Here is a 15,038-nt window from a genome sequence, read left to right as displayed (position 1 = left end):
TCGAGAGGCGCACAGTGACCCGTCGTCCGTTCCGACCGCTCTTCTGGTCGCTGTCCCAGCTCGGTTCCCGCGTCCGGTTCACGCCCTCGGTCGCCGGTGGCCTCACGACCATCGCGCTTCCCGCCGAGACAGGATTGGTCATCCCGACGAGGCACGGGCCCGTGAGAGCCGTCGTCGTCCGGCCGGCGTCGGGGCCCGCAGACTCCGACCCCCCTGTGGTCCTGCAGCTGCACGGCGGCGGGTTCCTCAACCGGTACCCGGAGCAGGACCGCCATATCGCTCGTTATCTCGCGTCGCGACTCGGGGCGGTGGTCGTGCTGCCGGACTACTCCACCGCACCAGGAGCGCAGTACCCCGACGCGGAGGAGGAGATGGACGACGTCGCACGCTGGGTAGGAGCCTCCGGGCGGACGCACGGATGGGACGGGTCGCGTCTGCTGCTCTCCGGGATCAGTGCGGGCTCGAAGCTCGCGATCAACATCTGCCAGCAGATCCACACGAACGGAGGCGTTCGACCGCTCGCCGTCTCGCTGATCGTCCCCGTCACGGACATGAGCCGGACGGACCGCACCTCCCCGGCACGACGACCCGTGATCAGTCCCTTCGTCCAGCGGCTGGTGGCCTGGGCGTACGTCCCGGACGTGACGAGGCGTCGGGAGGCACTGGCATCACCGCGATACGACCCCTCGGTGCCTCTCGCCATGCCGCCGACCCTCATCCAGACTGCTGAGTACGACACGCTCGCCACCGAGGGCCGCGAGCTGGCGCTCTCCCTGCGAGCCGCGGGAGTCCCCGTCGTCCACAAGACCTACGCCGAAGCGGACCACGGCTTCTACTCCCAGAAGCCAGTATCCCGGGTCGACGAGATGCTGGGTGAGATCGTGGACTTCTTCGCGGAGCGTCTCACACACTCCCGGGTAGCAGGACCGCCTCCGGCGTAGCACTGGATCATGTAGTCGAGGAGTTGTCGCTGCCGAAGAAGTGACTTCGCACCAGAACGGAGTGCCAGGGCCCCGGCCGGCTGACCCGTATGGGGATGGTCGTCAGGCACTCTGAGTCAGGAGTTGCCTTCGGTCCACCAGGACTCGTCAGGAATGTTCTGCCCGACCGCAGTAGACGTGATCGCGTCACGTAGTTCTGACCAGGGTGTCGGGGGGCCGGCCAGATCGATCACGGCTTTGAGTCCGATGCTGCTGTTCCCGACGGCCTCGAGAGCGTCGTGGCCGACGACGTAGAAGTTCCATTGCGAGAGGTCGAGCGGTCGGTACTGCTCGTGTTGTTGCGCGGTCTGCACGCAGAACACGTAAACGTGTGCGTTCAGCTGCTTGCCTGCTGGGTTGTACCCGTAGTCGGGATGATGGCGGGTCGCTCGCAGTCCGCTGAACCGGATCGGACTCAAGGTGCGTTGCTTCCAGGCCTGGAGGTAAGCGGAGCTCTTCACCTCGATGCGGATGTCTCCGAGGGTCAGGTCGTACGCGTCCCATTCGGTCCGAGTGACGTCGCTGAGACCGACCGCTCTCGCAACTAGGAACTCGGCGAGGTAGCCGCGAGCGTTGTTCGTGCGGAGGTCGCTCAGAGCGAACCGCCAGAAGTCGGAGACCGTCGCCGGTACGCCGTTAAAGCGCTCCGGACCAGCGAGAACCGCAGCGGGAGGAGGCTCGATCCAGGCTTCGTCCAACACGGCTCGACCCTAATCCGTTGGAGTGGGTTCTCGTTGGTCGGTGGAGTCGCCCGAAGTTCATCGAGCGAAGGACTCTGCAACAGCCCGTATGGGGGTCGTGATTCGGCCGCGCGGGATGAACTCTCGAGACGCCGAGTTTTCGGGACGCTCGATGTCGCATTAGACCCGCCCGATGAAATGCCCGATGCTGGGACGTCAACTGACACACTGAGTGAATGGCAGCACTCGTGGGATACGCCCGCGTCTCGACCGACAAGCAGGACGCGACCGCGCAGCGTGACGCGCTCGAGGCGGCCGGAGTTCCGTCGGAACGGATCTACGTCGATTCAGGTCTGACGGGCCGCAACCGCGAGCGTCCCGCTCTGCGTGAGGCGCTTGCGGCGTGCGACACCGGATCCACTCTGATGGTGACGAAGCTCGACCGGCTTGCGCGGTCGATCACCGACGCGCGCGACATCGTCGACGAGCTCACGCGTCGAGGGGTCAAGCTCAGCATCGGGGGCTCGGTGCACGACCCGGAGGACCCGATCGGCCGACTGCTGTTCAACGTCCTCGCGATGGTCGCCGAGTTCGAAGGCGACCTAATCCGCTCCCGCACCAAGGAGGGCATGAAGATCGCGAAGGCGAAGGGCCGGCTGCGCGGACGGGCGCCGAAGCTCTCGCCGAAAATTGAGGCGCACCTGGTCGCCGAACACCACGCCGGGAACTACACCGTCGCGGAGCTCGCGGCCGAGTTCAAGGTCGCTCGATCGACCGTCTACCGGGCGGTGCAGCGTGCGCAGTTGAAGGACGTCCGAACCGCGGAGGTCGCGCTGGCCCTGCCGCCCGCGGACGAGTCTCTGTGAGCTCGGACGCTCGCCGTACCGCGGACGAGAGAGCTTTGGCGCGCCTCGAGGAGCTCTACGCAGAGATGCCCGCACTGTCATGCCTTGGCCTCTGCGAGCAGTCCTGCCACCAGCACATCGACGCCTCAGGGGCCGAGCGGCGACGGCTACTCGAACGGGGAGTCGACCTCGACGCGCCTACCGCTGACGGAGCTTGCCCAGCTCTGACGCGAACCTTCGGCCGGGGTCGCTGCAGTGTGCACGCCATCCGACCCACCATCTGCCGACTGTGGGGCTCGTCGGCAGCAATGCCCTGCCCACATGGTTGCGTGCCCGAAGGCGGCCGCGTCAGCGACGCCCAGGCGATGCGGTGGATGCTCACTAGCTACGACATCGGCGGCCACGATGACACGTCGCCTGGGGTGCGCCGGCTGCTCGAGCAATGCCTCAACGACGAATACGCCTCCGCACTGCTCAGTCGATTCCTCCGAGGTGACCGGAGCATCTCCGCACAGCTTCGCGAGCGGATCCTTCAGCTCCGAAGCTGAGGGCGACCAGTCGCGGCTCCTGCCTCACCCGGAGCGAAGGTGTTGCGACACGTCTAGGCCTCGGCTCAGATGTGTCGCTCAACGGAAGAACCGGCCCTAGTGCAACGCGCGTCGCGCTACCGAGGACGCGTTGCGTTGAGGTGTACCCCAGCTTGGCGAGCCAAGGAGTAGTGCGACCAGGGCTGTGGAGCGTGGCTCTTTGTGCAGCGAGCTGACCCGCGACCGAGCCTCGGTGGTATTCGTTTGCGACACGGACGTCCTAGCCGAGAAGTTGAACCAGGCGCCTGGCCTACCGCAGGCGGATACCGTTACTATCAGATAGTGAAAATATCTGATTTGGCTCGGTTGGCGGACGTTCCTCTGTCTGCCGTGAAGTACTACCAGCGCGAAGGCCTCGTCCCGGAGGGGGTCCGGTCCTCAGCGAATCAGGTCGATTACAGCGACAAGCACGTGCAGCGAGTGCGGCTGATTCGCGCTCTGATCGAGACAGGTGGGTTGTCGATCTCTGCCGCAGGGGAGGTCATCGGGGTCCTCGATGCCCCGGATATGCCGATGGCTGAAACGTTCCGCGTCGCGCAACATGCGATGAGCACTCCGCGGGTCATCGAGTCCACGCCGACTGCTGCCAGCCGTGCTCGTGTCGTCGCCGTCGCGCAGCAGCAGGGCTGGTGCTTCACCGAGGACAACCCTGGGATCGATGCGGTAGCTCGCGCCCTTGATGGGCTGCTCGCCATCGGGTTCGACGCGCCCGATGACTACCTGGGTGCCTATGCGACTGCCGCCACATCCGCGGCGGACGCGGACGTGAACGCGCTCACGTCACTCTCCGGACCGGACGAAGTGGCCGAACTGATGGTCGTTGGCACAGCCCTCGGTGATCCGCTCTTCGCCGGGCTGCGCCGTCTCGCTCAACAACACGCCACGTCGACCTTCTTTCCCATCACCGACCCGAACGGAAACGACTCATGACCACGAACCCTCGCCACGTTGTCCTTGGCGGCAACGGTGTCATCGGCCGTGAAACGCTGCGCGCTCTGATCGCGGCCGGCGAACGACCGACTTCTGTTGGCAGGCGTCCATCGACCATCGCCGAAGCGCAGTCCCTGACCGCCGACCTCCTCAGCGCCCGCGACGTCACACACTCCCTACGAGGCGCCGAAGTCGCCTACCTCACGGCAGGCCTCCCGTACTCGGCCCGCGTGTGGGCGGATCACTGGCCTGTCATCCTCGACAACGCGATCGCCGCCGCGCTCGAGAACGGCGTCCACCTCGTCTACCTCGACAACGTCTACGCCTACGGCCCCGTCGACGGCGTCATGACCGAACAGACCCCCCTCGCGCCACGAAGTAAGAAGGGCGAAGTGCGTGCTGCTGCGCTGCGCTCTCTCCGAGCGGCCCAGTCGCAGGGGCTGACAGTGACGATCGGACGAAGCGCCGACTTCTACGGCCCCGGTGCGACAACCAGCGTCTTCAACACCTTCGCCCTCGACAAGATTGCCGTCAACAAGACGGGAACCTGGCTCTTCGACGCAGACCAGCCGCATTCCCTCACCTACACACCCGACATCGGCAAGGCTCTCGTGACCCTCGGAACCAACCCCGCCGCCCGAAACGGAACGTGGCACCTGCCCACTGCGCCCGCGATGACGGGGCGCCAGTACCTAGAAGTTGCTGCTGGACCCGGCGCCCGCACCGCCGTGATGCGACCAACCACGATGCGTCTCGGGGCGCTGTTCAACCTTGCAGCCCGCGAAACACTCGAGATGGACTACCAATACACCCGCCCCTACCTCTTCGACTCACGAGCATTCGAAACGACCTTCGGAGAGACCGCAACACCGACAGCCCGGGGCGTCGCCGCGTCGCTTGTCCAACGATGAGCGACCTACTAAGCCGTCCACGTGACCTCTCCCAACCGAAGAATGCGAGCCGACAGGTCGCGAGAATGCACTCGTTGCGCGGGTCTGTGTGCGGAACGACTCGTCGGGCACCCGAAAGCTTCGACATCGCCTCCACCTGGGACAAGTGACGTCAAGGAGCGACACTCGCGTGGATGGCCGAGCGGCCCTTCGATCCGGCTAGGACGGGTCCGACTCCGGAGTAGGTAGCGGCACCTGCAGATCGGTGGCCGTGAGGGGTGTTTCGGTCAGCCGGCGGGTGAGCGCATCACGTTCCGCCGTGAGGGAGGCGATGGTGGGTCGGTCCAGGCGGGGGTCGGCGATGTCGCTGAACGGGCTCTGCGTGTCGGTGCGTGCGGCGACGACGGCGGCGTACTTCGTGGCGGCGCGCTTAACGTCGGCGGCGGCGCTCTCGATGCGGCCGCGGTGGCTCTTCTTGCCGGAGGCGAGTTCGGCGTGCTTCTCGAGCGCGTCGACGAGCTTGCGGTGAGCTGATTCGATCTTCTTGGACATGCCTCCATCTTCGCCTGCTCACGGGCGTCGCCTCTATCGGAGCGATCACGCGATGAAGAAGCGGTGGTCGAGAGAGTTCACTGTCTGGTCCTCGCGCGCCGGCCCGGGCGCGCGGAGACTGACCGCATGGCTGTTCCTGGACGCATCGAGTCATCGGCTGTTCCTGTGGGGAACGTGGCCATGGCGGTCGCCGCCGTGATCGCAATCGGCGCGGGTTTGGCCACTGCCGCCGGCACACCGCCGCTGGGACTGGTGTTCGTCGGAGCAGGCGGTCTGCTCCTGGCGGGGCTCGTCTTGCGTCTTCTCGGGAGCCGAGGGCTCGCTGCTCGATCGTCGGGGGAGCGCCGTTGGAGCGCCCCGGCGGTGCTGGTCGCTGCCGCTGCCGCAGTGGTGCTCACTCCGGTCGTGTACTGGGCGGGGATGGCGTACGGCTCGTCCTGGTTGGAGTGGGATCCGGTGCACTCGACCAACGTCTATGTCGAGCGGCCCGGCGGGTTCGCTGTTCTCCTCGCGGCTCTCGTCGTGTGCGCTGCGCTGGTCTTGTTCGCTGTCGCAGCCGCTCTGATCGTCGCGGCGCAGATGGTGACCCGGCAACGGCGGTGAGGGTCTCGCACCGTTCACCGGACGCTTCTACTGTCGGCGTCATGGCGATCGCGAAGCTTGTCCCTGTTCGACCGGACGGGAAGTCGATCGTCCTGAGCGTGCTGGCGGTAGCGGTCGGGGTTCTCCTGCTGGGGCATGCGGCCGTGCAGGGGATCGGCGCGGCGATGTTCTGGGGACCGTGCTGGTCCGAGGGCTACGACAGCGTGGCGTGTAACTTCTTGCAGTATCAGGCGCCGACGCCTGCGTGGGTTCTGCCGTTCTGGGTCTGGTTCGTGGAGGTGCTGCTCGCCCTTGTCGTGATCGCCGGCTGTGTTGTGGCGGGGCGGCGTCTGGGGACGGCTGGTCTTGCGCTCGTTGCGGTGCTGATGTCGAGTGTTCTCATCGACTTGGTCTTCACGCCGATGGTCAATGGCGGCTACTCCTCGGCGGATGAGCCGCCGGGGTTCGGTCTGATCGGTGCGGGCTTTCTCGCGGTCGGGGGAGTGCTGATGTTCCGCGTCGCGGTCCCGTACCGCCGCCCGCTGACCTGACCGCTCCTTTTCGCGCGGCTAGGCGCTCGACATCTCCGTCTGCGGAACGGCGGTACGTCCGGGAAGCGGCGGTCGTGGTGAATAGGTGCTGCGTCCGATGGTGTCAGGGTGGTGAATCGGGTGTACCCCAGGTCGGCAGGCCGAGGGAAAGCGCGACTGAGGCATGGAGCCCTCGAACCAGCGGTCACATCAGCCAATCGCCGGTTGTTCTCACGAGACTCACGCGTGCGTGGCCCATCCCCTTTCGCGACTGTGATTCAGAGGGCGCTCGGCGGTACTGGCGGCGGGTCGGGGATCTCGAAGACAGCCGAGCGCGGCCACATCAGCGTCGGCATGCGCAGACGGCGCGGACTGCCGAAGTTCTGCGCGACGCCGAGGAGGTCAGTGGCGTGCGTGAGGACCTGTTCAGCGTGAGCGGGGTGCACCCAGTGCGGCCCTGAGAACGCCGCGATCAAATCTTCGAGGACTCGGATGGTGTCTTGCTGACTCTCGTCCCGGAAGGACATGACGGCTCGACTCGGTAAAGGGGGAAGCCCTCTCAGCCCAGCAATGACATCCGTTCTCAGACGAGAAGGTTCGTGCGCCTCCGCGACGCGGCCGGCGCCCTTCACGATACGCCCGCCAACCTTCACGAACGATGTCGATTTGAGACCAGGTGAGACGCCAGGAGTATGACGTGGGCTGCTCCCGCTTTGCCGATGTCAGCTGGAGCGGGCGGCCAGCGTGGAGACGCCGGCGCCGGAGAGCTCGGCGCAGTACGAGGCGCGTCCGGTCATGGCCATGATGAGGGCGAGCGTGCTGCCGCGCACAGCGTCACCCTCTCCGAGGGTGATGCCGGTGTCGACGGCTTCTAAGCGCAGGCCGCGCACCCGCTTCTTGGCGATGACCACCTGATCGGTGCCCGCGTAGTAGCGCAGCAGCGCGGTGAGGGTCGCGGCCGGGTAGTCCCTGACAAGGCCGAGTGGCCGGCGGATGTCCTCTCCATGAACGACCATCTCGCCCAGCAGGGCGCGGCGTGGAAGGGGCGGTGACGTGCGGCTTCCAATCGTTGCCCGGAACCGGCTCAGCGTCTCCCGAGGTGATGCGCCGAGCTGCTCGCGGAGACGGTCATCCACCTGCTTGTCGAAGTCGAACCGTGCACGCACGACGCCCACGAACCAGCGCGGCCCGGACACGACTCCGCTGACCGTCAGGTGCGCGAGCACCTCCCTCACCGTCAGACCCGCACAGAGCGAAGGAGTCGACCACAGCAACTCGGTCACCTGCGCCAACTCGTCTGCAAGAGCTTCGCGCTCGACGTCGATGCTCTGCCAGATCGCGTTTCGCTCCACGCCGCAATTCTTCCGTAACAGCGTCCGAGCACCGATCCCGATTGGGACGGCCAAGCACACACCTGCCACTTGCATCCGCTGCGCTCGAGCGAACGAACAACTCCGAGCGACCTCGAGTTTAGAACCACCTGAGATGCTTCGCGGAGTGCGGCGGCGGGGTTCACGGAGTCAGCGGAGCGTCCGATCCAGGCGAACGAATGCTCGGTGGCTCCGCGGCCGGGAAGGCCCGCATCTACGAGTGCAACGTCGCAGCCGCGATCGGCCAGGTGGTAGGCAATTGCCGCGCCGATGATCCCTGCTCCGATCACCACGACGGAAGCAGTTGAGTCTCCTGTCTTCACCTGCTCCATGCTGTCAGCTTCTCTCGGAGTGAACGTCTCGATCGAGTTGCGGCAGGCTTCTCGGCGTTCAGTCCGGTTCCTCGTCCCAGGCGATCAGCGGCGGTCGTTGGACGATGCGGGGCATGGGTCCCGTGTTGTCGATCGTGCGCGTGGGCTGGTGATAGCCGGCGGCATGCGCGATCGCGGTGAGAGCGTGTCGCGCGTGCTCGTAGTCAAGCTGCTGAGTGACGTGGCGGATGGAGATGTGGGTGCCCTCCACGAGGGCGGCGGCGAGGGTGAGGATCGCGAGGTCGGCGCTGGTGAGGCCGGTGCGTCCGTGGAGCGCGCGGCCGTAGTCGACGGCGTAGACACCCCACCCGGTGTCGTGCAGAATCCACGGCTCGTCCGCGTTCGCGAGGCCGGTGCGGATGAGCAGTTCGGTCGCCGCCTCGCGTCCCTTGTCGCCGGCCGCCCAGGCGCGCAGCTCGTCGTCCGGGTGTGCGCTCGTCATGCTGCTTCCGATCGTTTCGGGTGCACTGCTGCTGGTGTCGATTCTTTGAGGCCATCCATCCGATAAGCAGAGCGTCGGCCGAAAGGGGCGAGGCCGTCAAGTGTGACCCGGAGGGTCATCCCCGGAGGGGACGCGGAGCGCTCTTGACGGTCTCGATCCGGAGGCCAGAGTGCCGCGTCGGATGGACGGCCGGACGTGACGGACGCGCTACAGGTAAGCGGAGGTGACGCTACAGGTAAGCGGAGGTGAGCAGCGCGTGAGCCTAGGCGCGCGCTTTGTCGTGCATCATTCGCTGTGCTCCGGCGTAGAAGCCGGTGTCTCCTCCGTCGCACGTCGGGTGGACCGTCGAGCGCGAGGAGCTGCGCCAATGGTGCCGGGAGCGCGGGCTCCGGTGGCGCGCAGTTCCTTGTCGCTCCACCCGGAGGCGAGCGCGGCGTCCCACGCTTTGCTGTGGGCGTCGCGTGCGTCTTTCACTGCCTGGTCCGCGATGTCGACGTCGTTGGTCGCCGCGACGAGGGAGCGCACTGCTGCGACCCGTTCTTCGACGGATCGTTCGAGCAGTTCGCGTGCGGAGGCGGCTGCGGTGTCGGGGTCGATTCTCTTGTCTGCCATGCCGCCAGGTTAATCGAGTCGCCCTGCGACCACCACGCTCGATCCTGCTGCGCGGATCGAGCGCCGGCCACCTTCGGCGGCGAGGGGCTTTCGATCCCAATTGTAGGAGCAAGCTATAAGTTTACCCGTGGTAAACCGCTTGCGCCCCTTCCGCTGCGCGGCCGGGTCGGCGCATACTGGTCGTATGGTCCCCGCCTGGGGGCGGGTTCGCTGCGCTGGGCCGGAAGGACGGTGAGGGTCGTGTCGGAGTCGTCACGAGAGGGTCGGTTGTTCGGCCGGCGCCGTCGCGCGAACGTGCCCGGTGTCGCTGCGCGGTCGAAGCGCTACGAGGTGTCGGTCACGCCCGAGGAGGATGCGCACCTGCGCGCCCGTGCCGAGGTGCTGGAAGTGACGGTGCCGCGACTGCTGTTCGAGTCCGCGATGAACGCCCAGGTGCGCACGGACACGGAGTGGCGGTTGGTGGTTGCTGAGCTGTTCCGGGTGTCGAAGCTGTTGCAGAAGACGTCGGACAACATGAACCAGCTCGCGCGGTTCGCGAACAGCACGGGCCAGTTCCCGGCCGAGGCCGTTGAGGCTGCGGAGGAGTACCGACGGGTGCGACGCCTGATCGAGGCGACGGCAGACCGGCTCGGTGGACGGTGAGAACGAACATCACGCGCGGCACGCGCATGCGTGGACTGATGGGCTACCTCGTCGGTCCCGGTAAGACGAACGAGCACGAGGAGCAGCACCTGATCGCGGGGGATTCCGCGATCATGGCTGAGTACGGGCATGAGGTTTTGGACGGCGCTGCGGCTGCGGCGATCGCTGCGGATCTGGACCGACCGCGGGAGCTGTTCGGCGTCGAGGTGACGCGCAACAAGGTGCGCACCGACGAGGACGGCGAGGCTGTTCGGGACTCGGCCGGCGCGATCGTGAAGGATCGCGTGGCGGCGGATGTGTGGCATTGCTCGCTGTCGCTGGCGGCGGAGGAGGGCCAGCTCACAGACGAGCAGTGGGGCCGAATCTCGACCGACTTCGTGCAGCGGATGGGGTTCGCCGGCGAGGACATCGGCAAGGCCGATTGCCGGTGGGTCGCGGTGCGTCATGGCCTGTCGAAGAACGGCAACGACCACGTGCACATCGCCGTGTCGCTGGTGCGCGAGGACGGCACGAAAGCGTCGGTGCACAAGGACTACGAGCGGTCGCAGACGATCAGCCGTGAGCTGGAGCGCGAGTACGGGTTGCAGGTCTACCAGGCGCCGGAGCGCGAGTTCCCGGAGCGCGGTGTGCGGCCGGGAGCGCGTGAGTCCGCTGCACGTCGCGGGCACGTCGAGCCAGACATGCAGCGCCTCGAGCGCGCGGTGCGCGCTGCCTCATCCGCGTCGCAGGATGAGAGCGAGTTCGTTCGCCGTCTGCGCCAGGGCGGGGTGCTGGTGCGGCCTCGTTTCGCGACGGGCCGTGATGATGTGATCGCCGGCTACTCGGTCGCGCTGCGGCCGACGAACGGCGAGAAGGCGATCTGGCACGGCGGCGGCCGGCTCGCGCGCGACCTGACCTTGCCGGAGCTGCGGAAGGGCTGGCCGGACCAGCCGGAGTCCGCGTCGGATGCGGCATCCGAATGGCGCGCTACAGCGAAGAATCCCTGGCAGTACACGCCGGTCAACCCTGGCCGGGAGACGGCGGAGCCGGCCCCCGAGCTGTTCGAGGCGTACGCGGCGGACATGGACCGGCTGCACGACTACATCAGGTCCGTGGACCCCTCCGACAAGGCCACGTGGGCGCACGTCGCGCGCGAGACGGCCGGCGCCTACGCGGCGTGGTCCCGGCGCATGGAGCCCACCCCGGGACCGCTCGCGGACGCTGCGCGATCGCTCGCCCGCTCGGCGCACCTTCGGGCGCACGAGACGCGCCCGCGGCCCGCGATGATGCCCTCGACGGCGGCGTACTCCGCACTGATCATGGCCGCGGCGGGGAACAAGAAGAATGCAGCCGCGGAGCTGCTGCTGCTGAACCAGTTCGCGCGCTTGACGCACGCGGTCGCGTCGGCTCACAAGGCAGCCGGTGATGCGCGACGGATGCGCGAGCTGTCGCAGACGTTGCGGGGTCAGTTGTCCGCTGTACGCGATGGCTACCAGGTCGTCGTGAAGGCCGAGAAGGTCGCGGAGAACGAGCGGGCCTGGCAGGCGCTCCCGGAGGAGCTCAAAGACGTTCGACGGCTGTCCCAGACCAACTTCGGGTCGGGCAGTCCCGTGCCCACGAAGCTCACCAAGGCTGACCGGGAGCGCGAGGAAGCGATGCTCGCGGACCGCGCCCGACAGTCTCGGCAGGGACCTGACCAGGACCGCGGCGACCGTGGCCGATAGACGATTCACCAAGGCAAGGGGAGGAAGTCATGAGTGACGACGACGAGGTAGGCCAGGAGGTCGGTCAGAACGTCCGGATCGCGTTGACGATCGCGATGCAGATGGGTGAGAAGTTCGCCCGGCTGCGCGAGGAGCTGGCCCGCGACGCGCAGGCACGCTCCGCCGCGCAGGCGCGCGAGCTGTCGGCCCGTTTCGACGCCGAGCGCGGCGCTGCACGCGCGACGTTGCAGGTTGCGGACCGGCCCGACTGGTGGGAGAAGGCGAGCATCCAAGACATCTCGAAGGTCGCGGAGACGGCGCAGGCGTGGAAGAACCACGACCCGATCGCGGAGCGCGCGTCGGTCCTCGTGCAGCACGAAGTGTTCGAGCGCTACGGCGTCGATACCGCCGTGCTGCGCGACGCCGCCGGTCAGGCGAAGTCAGAGCTGGACCGGGCGAAGGAATGGGCCACCAACTCCGCGCCGGAGCACTACCACCGCCACGACGACGACCGCCTCACCATGGACATACGCGGCCGCGCAGAGCCGGACGTGAACGCGGAGCGCGCTCTGATCACCGACTACCGCGCGGCGCTTGCAGGCGACGCCGGCACCCTCGAACTCTCCGCGGCCGAGGAATGGAAGCGCGACACCGACCCGGCCGGGTTCCAGGACTACCGCGTGCAGACGTCGATCGACTGGAACGACGGAGAGTTCCGCACCGCGGACCCCGCGGCCGTCGCAGCTGCACGAGCCGCGCTGGTCGAGGAGTGGAAGGACACGGTAGCTCCCGAGCATGTTCGAGCGGGAGCGGAGGTCACGGAGGCGCAACTGCTGATCGCGGAAGCCGACCGGCTCGACCGCGCCAACGACGCATCCGCCCAGGTCACACCGACCGAGATCCCGATCGACGCCGCGCGGCGCGCCGACGAGCTCGAGCAGCAGGCCGCCCAGTACGACCGCGACGCGGAGGTCGGCGGTACGCCCACGCAGAGCCCCGAGGAGCTGCGCACCCTGGCCGAGGACGCTCGATCCCAGGTCGCCCTCTACCGCGACGATCGCGGCATCCAAAGCGCCCCTGACGGCGTTCCTGCGGCGGCGGACGAGGGACGTGCAGCCGCGGCCCGTTCCGAAGGGGAACTCGCATATGACAGCGCCGAGCGCCGGGCGCACACCGCGAACGCGATGCAGGCCCAGGACGTCCCGCAGGAGCAAATCAACGCGCGAATGACCATGGACGCCTCCTTCGCGACTCCCGCTCGTGGAGCGGACCCCGCCGCGCGCACACCAGTCCCGTCGACGCGCGGCGGACGTGGGCAGGGCCGCCAGATCGAACGATCCGAACCCGGCCGCTGACGCCGAAACAGGAAGGGCCCGCGACACCATCAGGTGTCGCGGGCCCTTCCTCGTTTACGTCGATCAGTGCGGATTACCCAACGGGTTGGGCTGGTTCGGCCCGGGCGTCGACGGCGGCTTCGGCGGCGGATTCTGCTGCTGTCCCATGAGAATGCTCCTTTGCGTTCAGGGCCATCAGTGTGGAACTACGAAATGGGGATTGGCTGGAGATGCCTCAGTCCATCAGCCACCGGCATCCCTGCCAGGTGGGGATTGCGCCCATCTCCAATGTGCTCATGAGGATGCACGCCGACACGACCGACACATAGACGCGCGTCCCCGCCGGCACCTAGATACCTACATAGGTATTCAAGCGAACACCGTTGGGGCCAAAGCGCGTCGACATTCTTCGCTCGTTTTCCAGTGAGCCTCCGATAATGGAGAATATGTCACTTCACGGCCTAGGGGTGATGGCTGCTCGGGCTGAGGGCGAGGTCGTCTACGACAGCTCTGAGCGCGCTCGCGTGGAGCCGCGCGAACGGCCTGAGCAGGGCAGGTAGCTCGTCAGCACGCTTCGAGACTTGCGGGAGAATCGATCTCATGCCTTCTGACGCCGTTAGCCTCCCCGCCGACTACGCGGTCGTGCTGATTCGGCTCAAGGACCAAGTCCGCACGGCGCAGTACACGGCGCAGCGAACGGTCAACACGCAACTGATCGAGCTATACTGGAGCATCGGGCACGAGATCCTTCGTCAGCAGGACGCGCACGCATGGGGGAGCGGTGTGGTCGGTCGTCTCGCCGATGACCTGCGTGCTGAGTTCCCGACGATGACGGGGTTGTCGCGCCGGAACCTGCTGTACATGCGGTCCTTCGCGGCCGGGTGGGCTGACCTCCGAAATGTGCCACAGCCCGTGGCACATTTGCCGTGGGGTCACATCCGGGTCCTCATCGACAAGCTCGATGAGCAGGAGAGGCGGGACTGGTACGCGGCATCCGCGGTCGAGTTCGGGTGGTCCCGAGACGTGCTGCTGAACCAGATCAAGAACCGAACCCTGGAACGCACCGGGGCGGCTCCGTCGAATTTCCTCGACCGGCTCCCCGCCGGGGATTCCGAGTTGGCGCAGCAGATCGCGAGAGACCCGTACGTCTTCGACTTCCTCGACCTGACTGAAGGTGCCGCTGAGCGGGACTTCGAGCAGGCACTTACGGACCGGATCACGCAGACCCTCGCAGAACTCGGCGCCGGCTTCGCCTTCGTCGGTCGACAGGTGCACTTCGAGGTCGACAGGTCGGACTTCTACATCGATCTGCTCTTCTTCCACGTCCGTCAGCTCCGCTACGTCGTGATCGAGCTGAAAAAGGGCGCGTTCGAGCCGTCCTTCACCGGGCAGCTCGGGTTCTACATCGCGCTCGTCGACGACCAACTTCGCGACGCCGCGCTGCACCGGCCGACGGTCGGGATCCTCATCTGCGGCGACAAGAGCGACCGAATCGTCCGCTACGCCCTGGGACGAGTCGACTCTCCTATGGCCGTAGCCACCTACACCTACGAGTCCCTGCCACCCGAGGAACAGCGTGCGCTCCCGGATGCTCAGCACCTGATCGATGCCATCGCTGCTGACGGTAGGGACGACGAGGCTCGCCGGCCGCAGAGTGGATAGTCGAAGTCAGAGCTCGCATAGTCGCGTCGAGTCGACTGACTGCTGCCGCTGAAGTCCTGCGGTTGCAGAGAGGGGGCGGCTGGAGGGTGCGCAGGCGCACTGGTCTACGCAATTGGCCAGCAGCCTGTTGGCGAATTGACGATGGCTCACTGCGTCCCGTTTCCGATGCTCCGACAGCTCCTCCCCCGCCTTACGCGCTTCTCCGATAATGTTCGTTATGTCAGTTCCAGTGTTGCCGCCCTTCGCGCTCGGGATGGCTCTGCGCTCTCCGCGCCTTCGGACCCTGGCCCTCTGGACCGAGGCCACGAGACCCCCTATGACTGGTGGAGTGCCATGCTCTCGCGCCT

General features: G+C 66.8%; 17 protein-coding genes. 10 read left to right on the top strand and 7 right to left on the bottom strand.

All coding sequences use genetic code 11. From position 1 onward, the window contains the following. The first annotated feature begins 215 nt into the window (after positions 1-215). Complete coding sequence (locus C1I63_RS18480; protein ID WP_170116438.1) at positions 216-941, top strand: alpha/beta hydrolase fold domain-containing protein; 726 nt, start codon at positions 216-218, stop codon at positions 939-941. 116 nt (positions 942-1,057) lie between these two features. On the opposite strand, the gene C1I63_RS18475 is transcribed toward C1I63_RS18480, so the two are convergent. Continuing rightward, the gene (locus C1I63_RS18475; RefSeq protein ID WP_107576035.1) at positions 1,058-1,681 is read right to left on the bottom strand and encodes a hypothetical protein; all 624 of its coding nucleotides are present in this window, start codon (positions 1,679-1,681) and stop codon (positions 1,058-1,060) included. A gap of 215 nt (positions 1,682-1,896) precedes the next feature. Between C1I63_RS18475 and C1I63_RS18470 the strand changes: the two genes are divergently transcribed. The 3 genes from C1I63_RS18470 to C1I63_RS18455 all read left to right on the top strand — a co-directional run bounded on the left by C1I63_RS18470 (position 1,897) and on the right by C1I63_RS18455 (position 4,933). Beyond that, positions 1,897-2,526, top strand: a complete 630-nt coding sequence (locus C1I63_RS18470) for a recombinase family protein (RefSeq protein WP_107576034.1) — start codon at positions 1,897-1,899, stop codon at positions 2,524-2,526. Between the two features lie 848 nt (positions 2,527-3,374). Continuing rightward, positions 3,375-4,022: a MerR family transcriptional regulator gene (locus C1I63_RS18460; protein ID WP_107576032.1), complete on the top strand. Its 648-nt coding sequence runs from the start codon at positions 3,375-3,377 to the stop codon at positions 4,020-4,022. After that, positions 4,019-4,933: an NAD-dependent epimerase/dehydratase family protein gene (locus tag C1I63_RS18455; protein ID WP_107576031.1), complete on the top strand. Its 915-nt coding sequence runs from the start codon at positions 4,019-4,021 to the stop codon at positions 4,931-4,933. The genes C1I63_RS18460 and C1I63_RS18455 overlap by 4 nt, the downstream gene beginning before the upstream one ends. A 198-nt stretch (positions 4,934-5,131) precedes the next feature. On the opposite strand, the gene C1I63_RS18450 is transcribed toward C1I63_RS18455, so the two are convergent. Continuing rightward, complete coding sequence (locus C1I63_RS18450) at positions 5,132-5,464, bottom strand: hypothetical protein (protein WP_107576030.1); 333 nt, start codon at positions 5,462-5,464, stop codon at positions 5,132-5,134. Positions 5,465-5,590: 126 nt separating this feature from the next. Between C1I63_RS18450 and C1I63_RS18445 the strand changes: the two genes are divergently transcribed. Together C1I63_RS18445 and C1I63_RS18440 are read left to right on the top strand one after the other, a co-directional pair. Then, the gene (locus C1I63_RS18445) at positions 5,591-6,067 is read left to right on the top strand and encodes a hypothetical protein (protein WP_146168492.1); all 477 of its coding nucleotides are present in this window, start codon (positions 5,591-5,593) and stop codon (positions 6,065-6,067) included. A 41-nt stretch (positions 6,068-6,108) separates the two neighbouring features. Further along, positions 6,109-6,597: a hypothetical protein gene (locus C1I63_RS18440; protein ID WP_107576028.1), complete on the top strand. Its 489-nt coding sequence runs from the start codon at positions 6,109-6,111 to the stop codon at positions 6,595-6,597. A gap of 257 nt (positions 6,598-6,854) precedes the next feature. On the opposite strand, the gene C1I63_RS18435 is transcribed toward C1I63_RS18440, so the two are convergent. The 5 genes from C1I63_RS18435 to C1I63_RS19535 all read right to left on the bottom strand — a co-directional run bounded on the left by C1I63_RS18435 (position 6,855) and on the right by C1I63_RS19535 (position 9,371). Then, complete coding sequence (locus tag C1I63_RS18435) at positions 6,855-7,103, bottom strand: hypothetical protein (protein WP_107576027.1); 249 nt, start codon at positions 7,101-7,103, stop codon at positions 6,855-6,857. Positions 7,104-7,298: 195 nt separating this feature from the next. After that, positions 7,299-7,928, bottom strand: a complete 630-nt coding sequence (locus tag C1I63_RS18430) for a maleylpyruvate isomerase family mycothiol-dependent enzyme (RefSeq protein ID WP_170116435.1) — start codon at positions 7,926-7,928, stop codon at positions 7,299-7,301. After that, positions 7,856-8,311 carry an FAD-dependent oxidoreductase gene (locus C1I63_RS20200; protein ID WP_342353128.1) on the bottom strand — a complete coding sequence of 152 codons (456 nt, stop codon included), beginning with the start codon at positions 8,309-8,311 and terminating at the stop codon, positions 7,856-7,858. The genes C1I63_RS18430 and C1I63_RS20200 overlap by 73 nt, the downstream gene beginning before the upstream one ends. Positions 8,312-8,336: 25 nt before the next feature. After that, positions 8,337-8,759 carry a hypothetical protein gene (locus C1I63_RS18420; protein WP_107576024.1) on the bottom strand — a complete coding sequence of 141 codons (423 nt, stop codon included), beginning with the start codon at positions 8,757-8,759 and terminating at the stop codon, positions 8,337-8,339. 285 nt (positions 8,760-9,044) lie between these two features. Then, positions 9,045-9,371, bottom strand: coding sequence for a hypothetical protein (locus C1I63_RS19535; RefSeq protein WP_146168491.1), 327 nt, complete (start codon positions 9,369-9,371; stop codon positions 9,045-9,047). Positions 9,372-9,638: 267 nt separating this feature from the next. Between C1I63_RS19535 and C1I63_RS18415 the strand changes: the two genes are divergently transcribed. The 4 genes from C1I63_RS18415 (at position 9,639) to C1I63_RS18400 (ending at position 14,691) form a co-directional block, all read left to right on the top strand. Continuing rightward, complete coding sequence (locus tag C1I63_RS18415; protein WP_244907267.1) at positions 9,639-10,013, top strand: plasmid mobilization protein; 375 nt, start codon at positions 9,639-9,641, stop codon at positions 10,011-10,013. Continuing rightward, on the top strand, positions 10,010-11,716 hold the full coding sequence (locus C1I63_RS18410; protein ID WP_107576023.1) for a relaxase/mobilization nuclease domain-containing protein: 1,707 nt from the start codon (positions 10,010-10,012) through the stop codon (positions 11,714-11,716). Before C1I63_RS18415 ends, C1I63_RS18410 begins: the two co-directional genes overlap by 4 nt. A 29-nt stretch (positions 11,717-11,745) precedes the next feature. Next, positions 11,746-13,050 (top strand): hypothetical protein, encoded by a 1,305-nt coding sequence (locus C1I63_RS18405; RefSeq protein ID WP_107576022.1) that lies wholly within the window; start codon positions 11,746-11,748, stop codon positions 13,048-13,050. 579 nt (positions 13,051-13,629) lie between these two features. Further along, positions 13,630-14,691, top strand: coding sequence for a PDDEXK nuclease domain-containing protein (locus tag C1I63_RS18400; RefSeq protein ID WP_107576021.1), 1,062 nt, complete (start codon positions 13,630-13,632; stop codon positions 14,689-14,691). Positions 14,692-15,038 lie beyond the last annotated feature (347 nt).

It is taken from the genome of Rathayibacter caricis DSM 15933, from assembly GCF_003044275.1.
GTDB classification, from domain to species: domain Bacteria; phylum Actinomycetota; class Actinomycetes; order Actinomycetales; family Microbacteriaceae; genus Rathayibacter; species Rathayibacter caricis.
Note: the sequence above shows the minus strand (reverse complement) of the source record. Positions and strands in the feature narration are given on the sequence as shown.

Coding starts and splice junctions, on each gene's coding strand:
- C1I63_RS18445 (WP_146168492.1), top strand. CDS start 5,591: ATGGCTGTTCCTGGACGCATCGAGTCATCGGCTGTTCCTGTGGGGAAC.
- C1I63_RS19535 (WP_146168491.1), bottom strand. CDS start 9,371: ATGGCAGACAAGAGAATCGACCCCGACACCGCAGCCGCCTCCGCACGC.
- C1I63_RS18440 (WP_107576028.1), top strand. CDS start 6,109: ATGGCGATCGCGAAGCTTGTCCCTGTTCGACCGGACGGGAAGTCGATC.
- C1I63_RS18455 (WP_107576031.1), top strand. CDS start 4,019: ATGACCACGAACCCTCGCCACGTTGTCCTTGGCGGCAACGGTGTCATC.
- C1I63_RS18450 (WP_107576030.1), bottom strand. CDS start 5,464: ATGTCCAAGAAGATCGAATCAGCTCACCGCAAGCTCGTCGACGCGCTC.
- C1I63_RS18470 (WP_107576034.1), top strand. CDS start 1,897: ATGGCAGCACTCGTGGGATACGCCCGCGTCTCGACCGACAAGCAGGAC.
- C1I63_RS18400 (WP_107576021.1), top strand. CDS start 13,630: ATGCCTTCTGACGCCGTTAGCCTCCCCGCCGACTACGCGGTCGTGCTG.
- C1I63_RS18420 (WP_107576024.1), bottom strand. CDS start 8,759: ATGACGAGCGCACACCCGGACGACGAGCTGCGCGCCTGGGCGGCCGGC.
- C1I63_RS18405 (WP_107576022.1), top strand. CDS start 11,746: ATGAGTGACGACGACGAGGTAGGCCAGGAGGTCGGTCAGAACGTCCGG.
- C1I63_RS18435 (WP_107576027.1), bottom strand. CDS start 7,103: ATGTCCTTCCGGGACGAGAGTCAGCAAGACACCATCCGAGTCCTCGAA.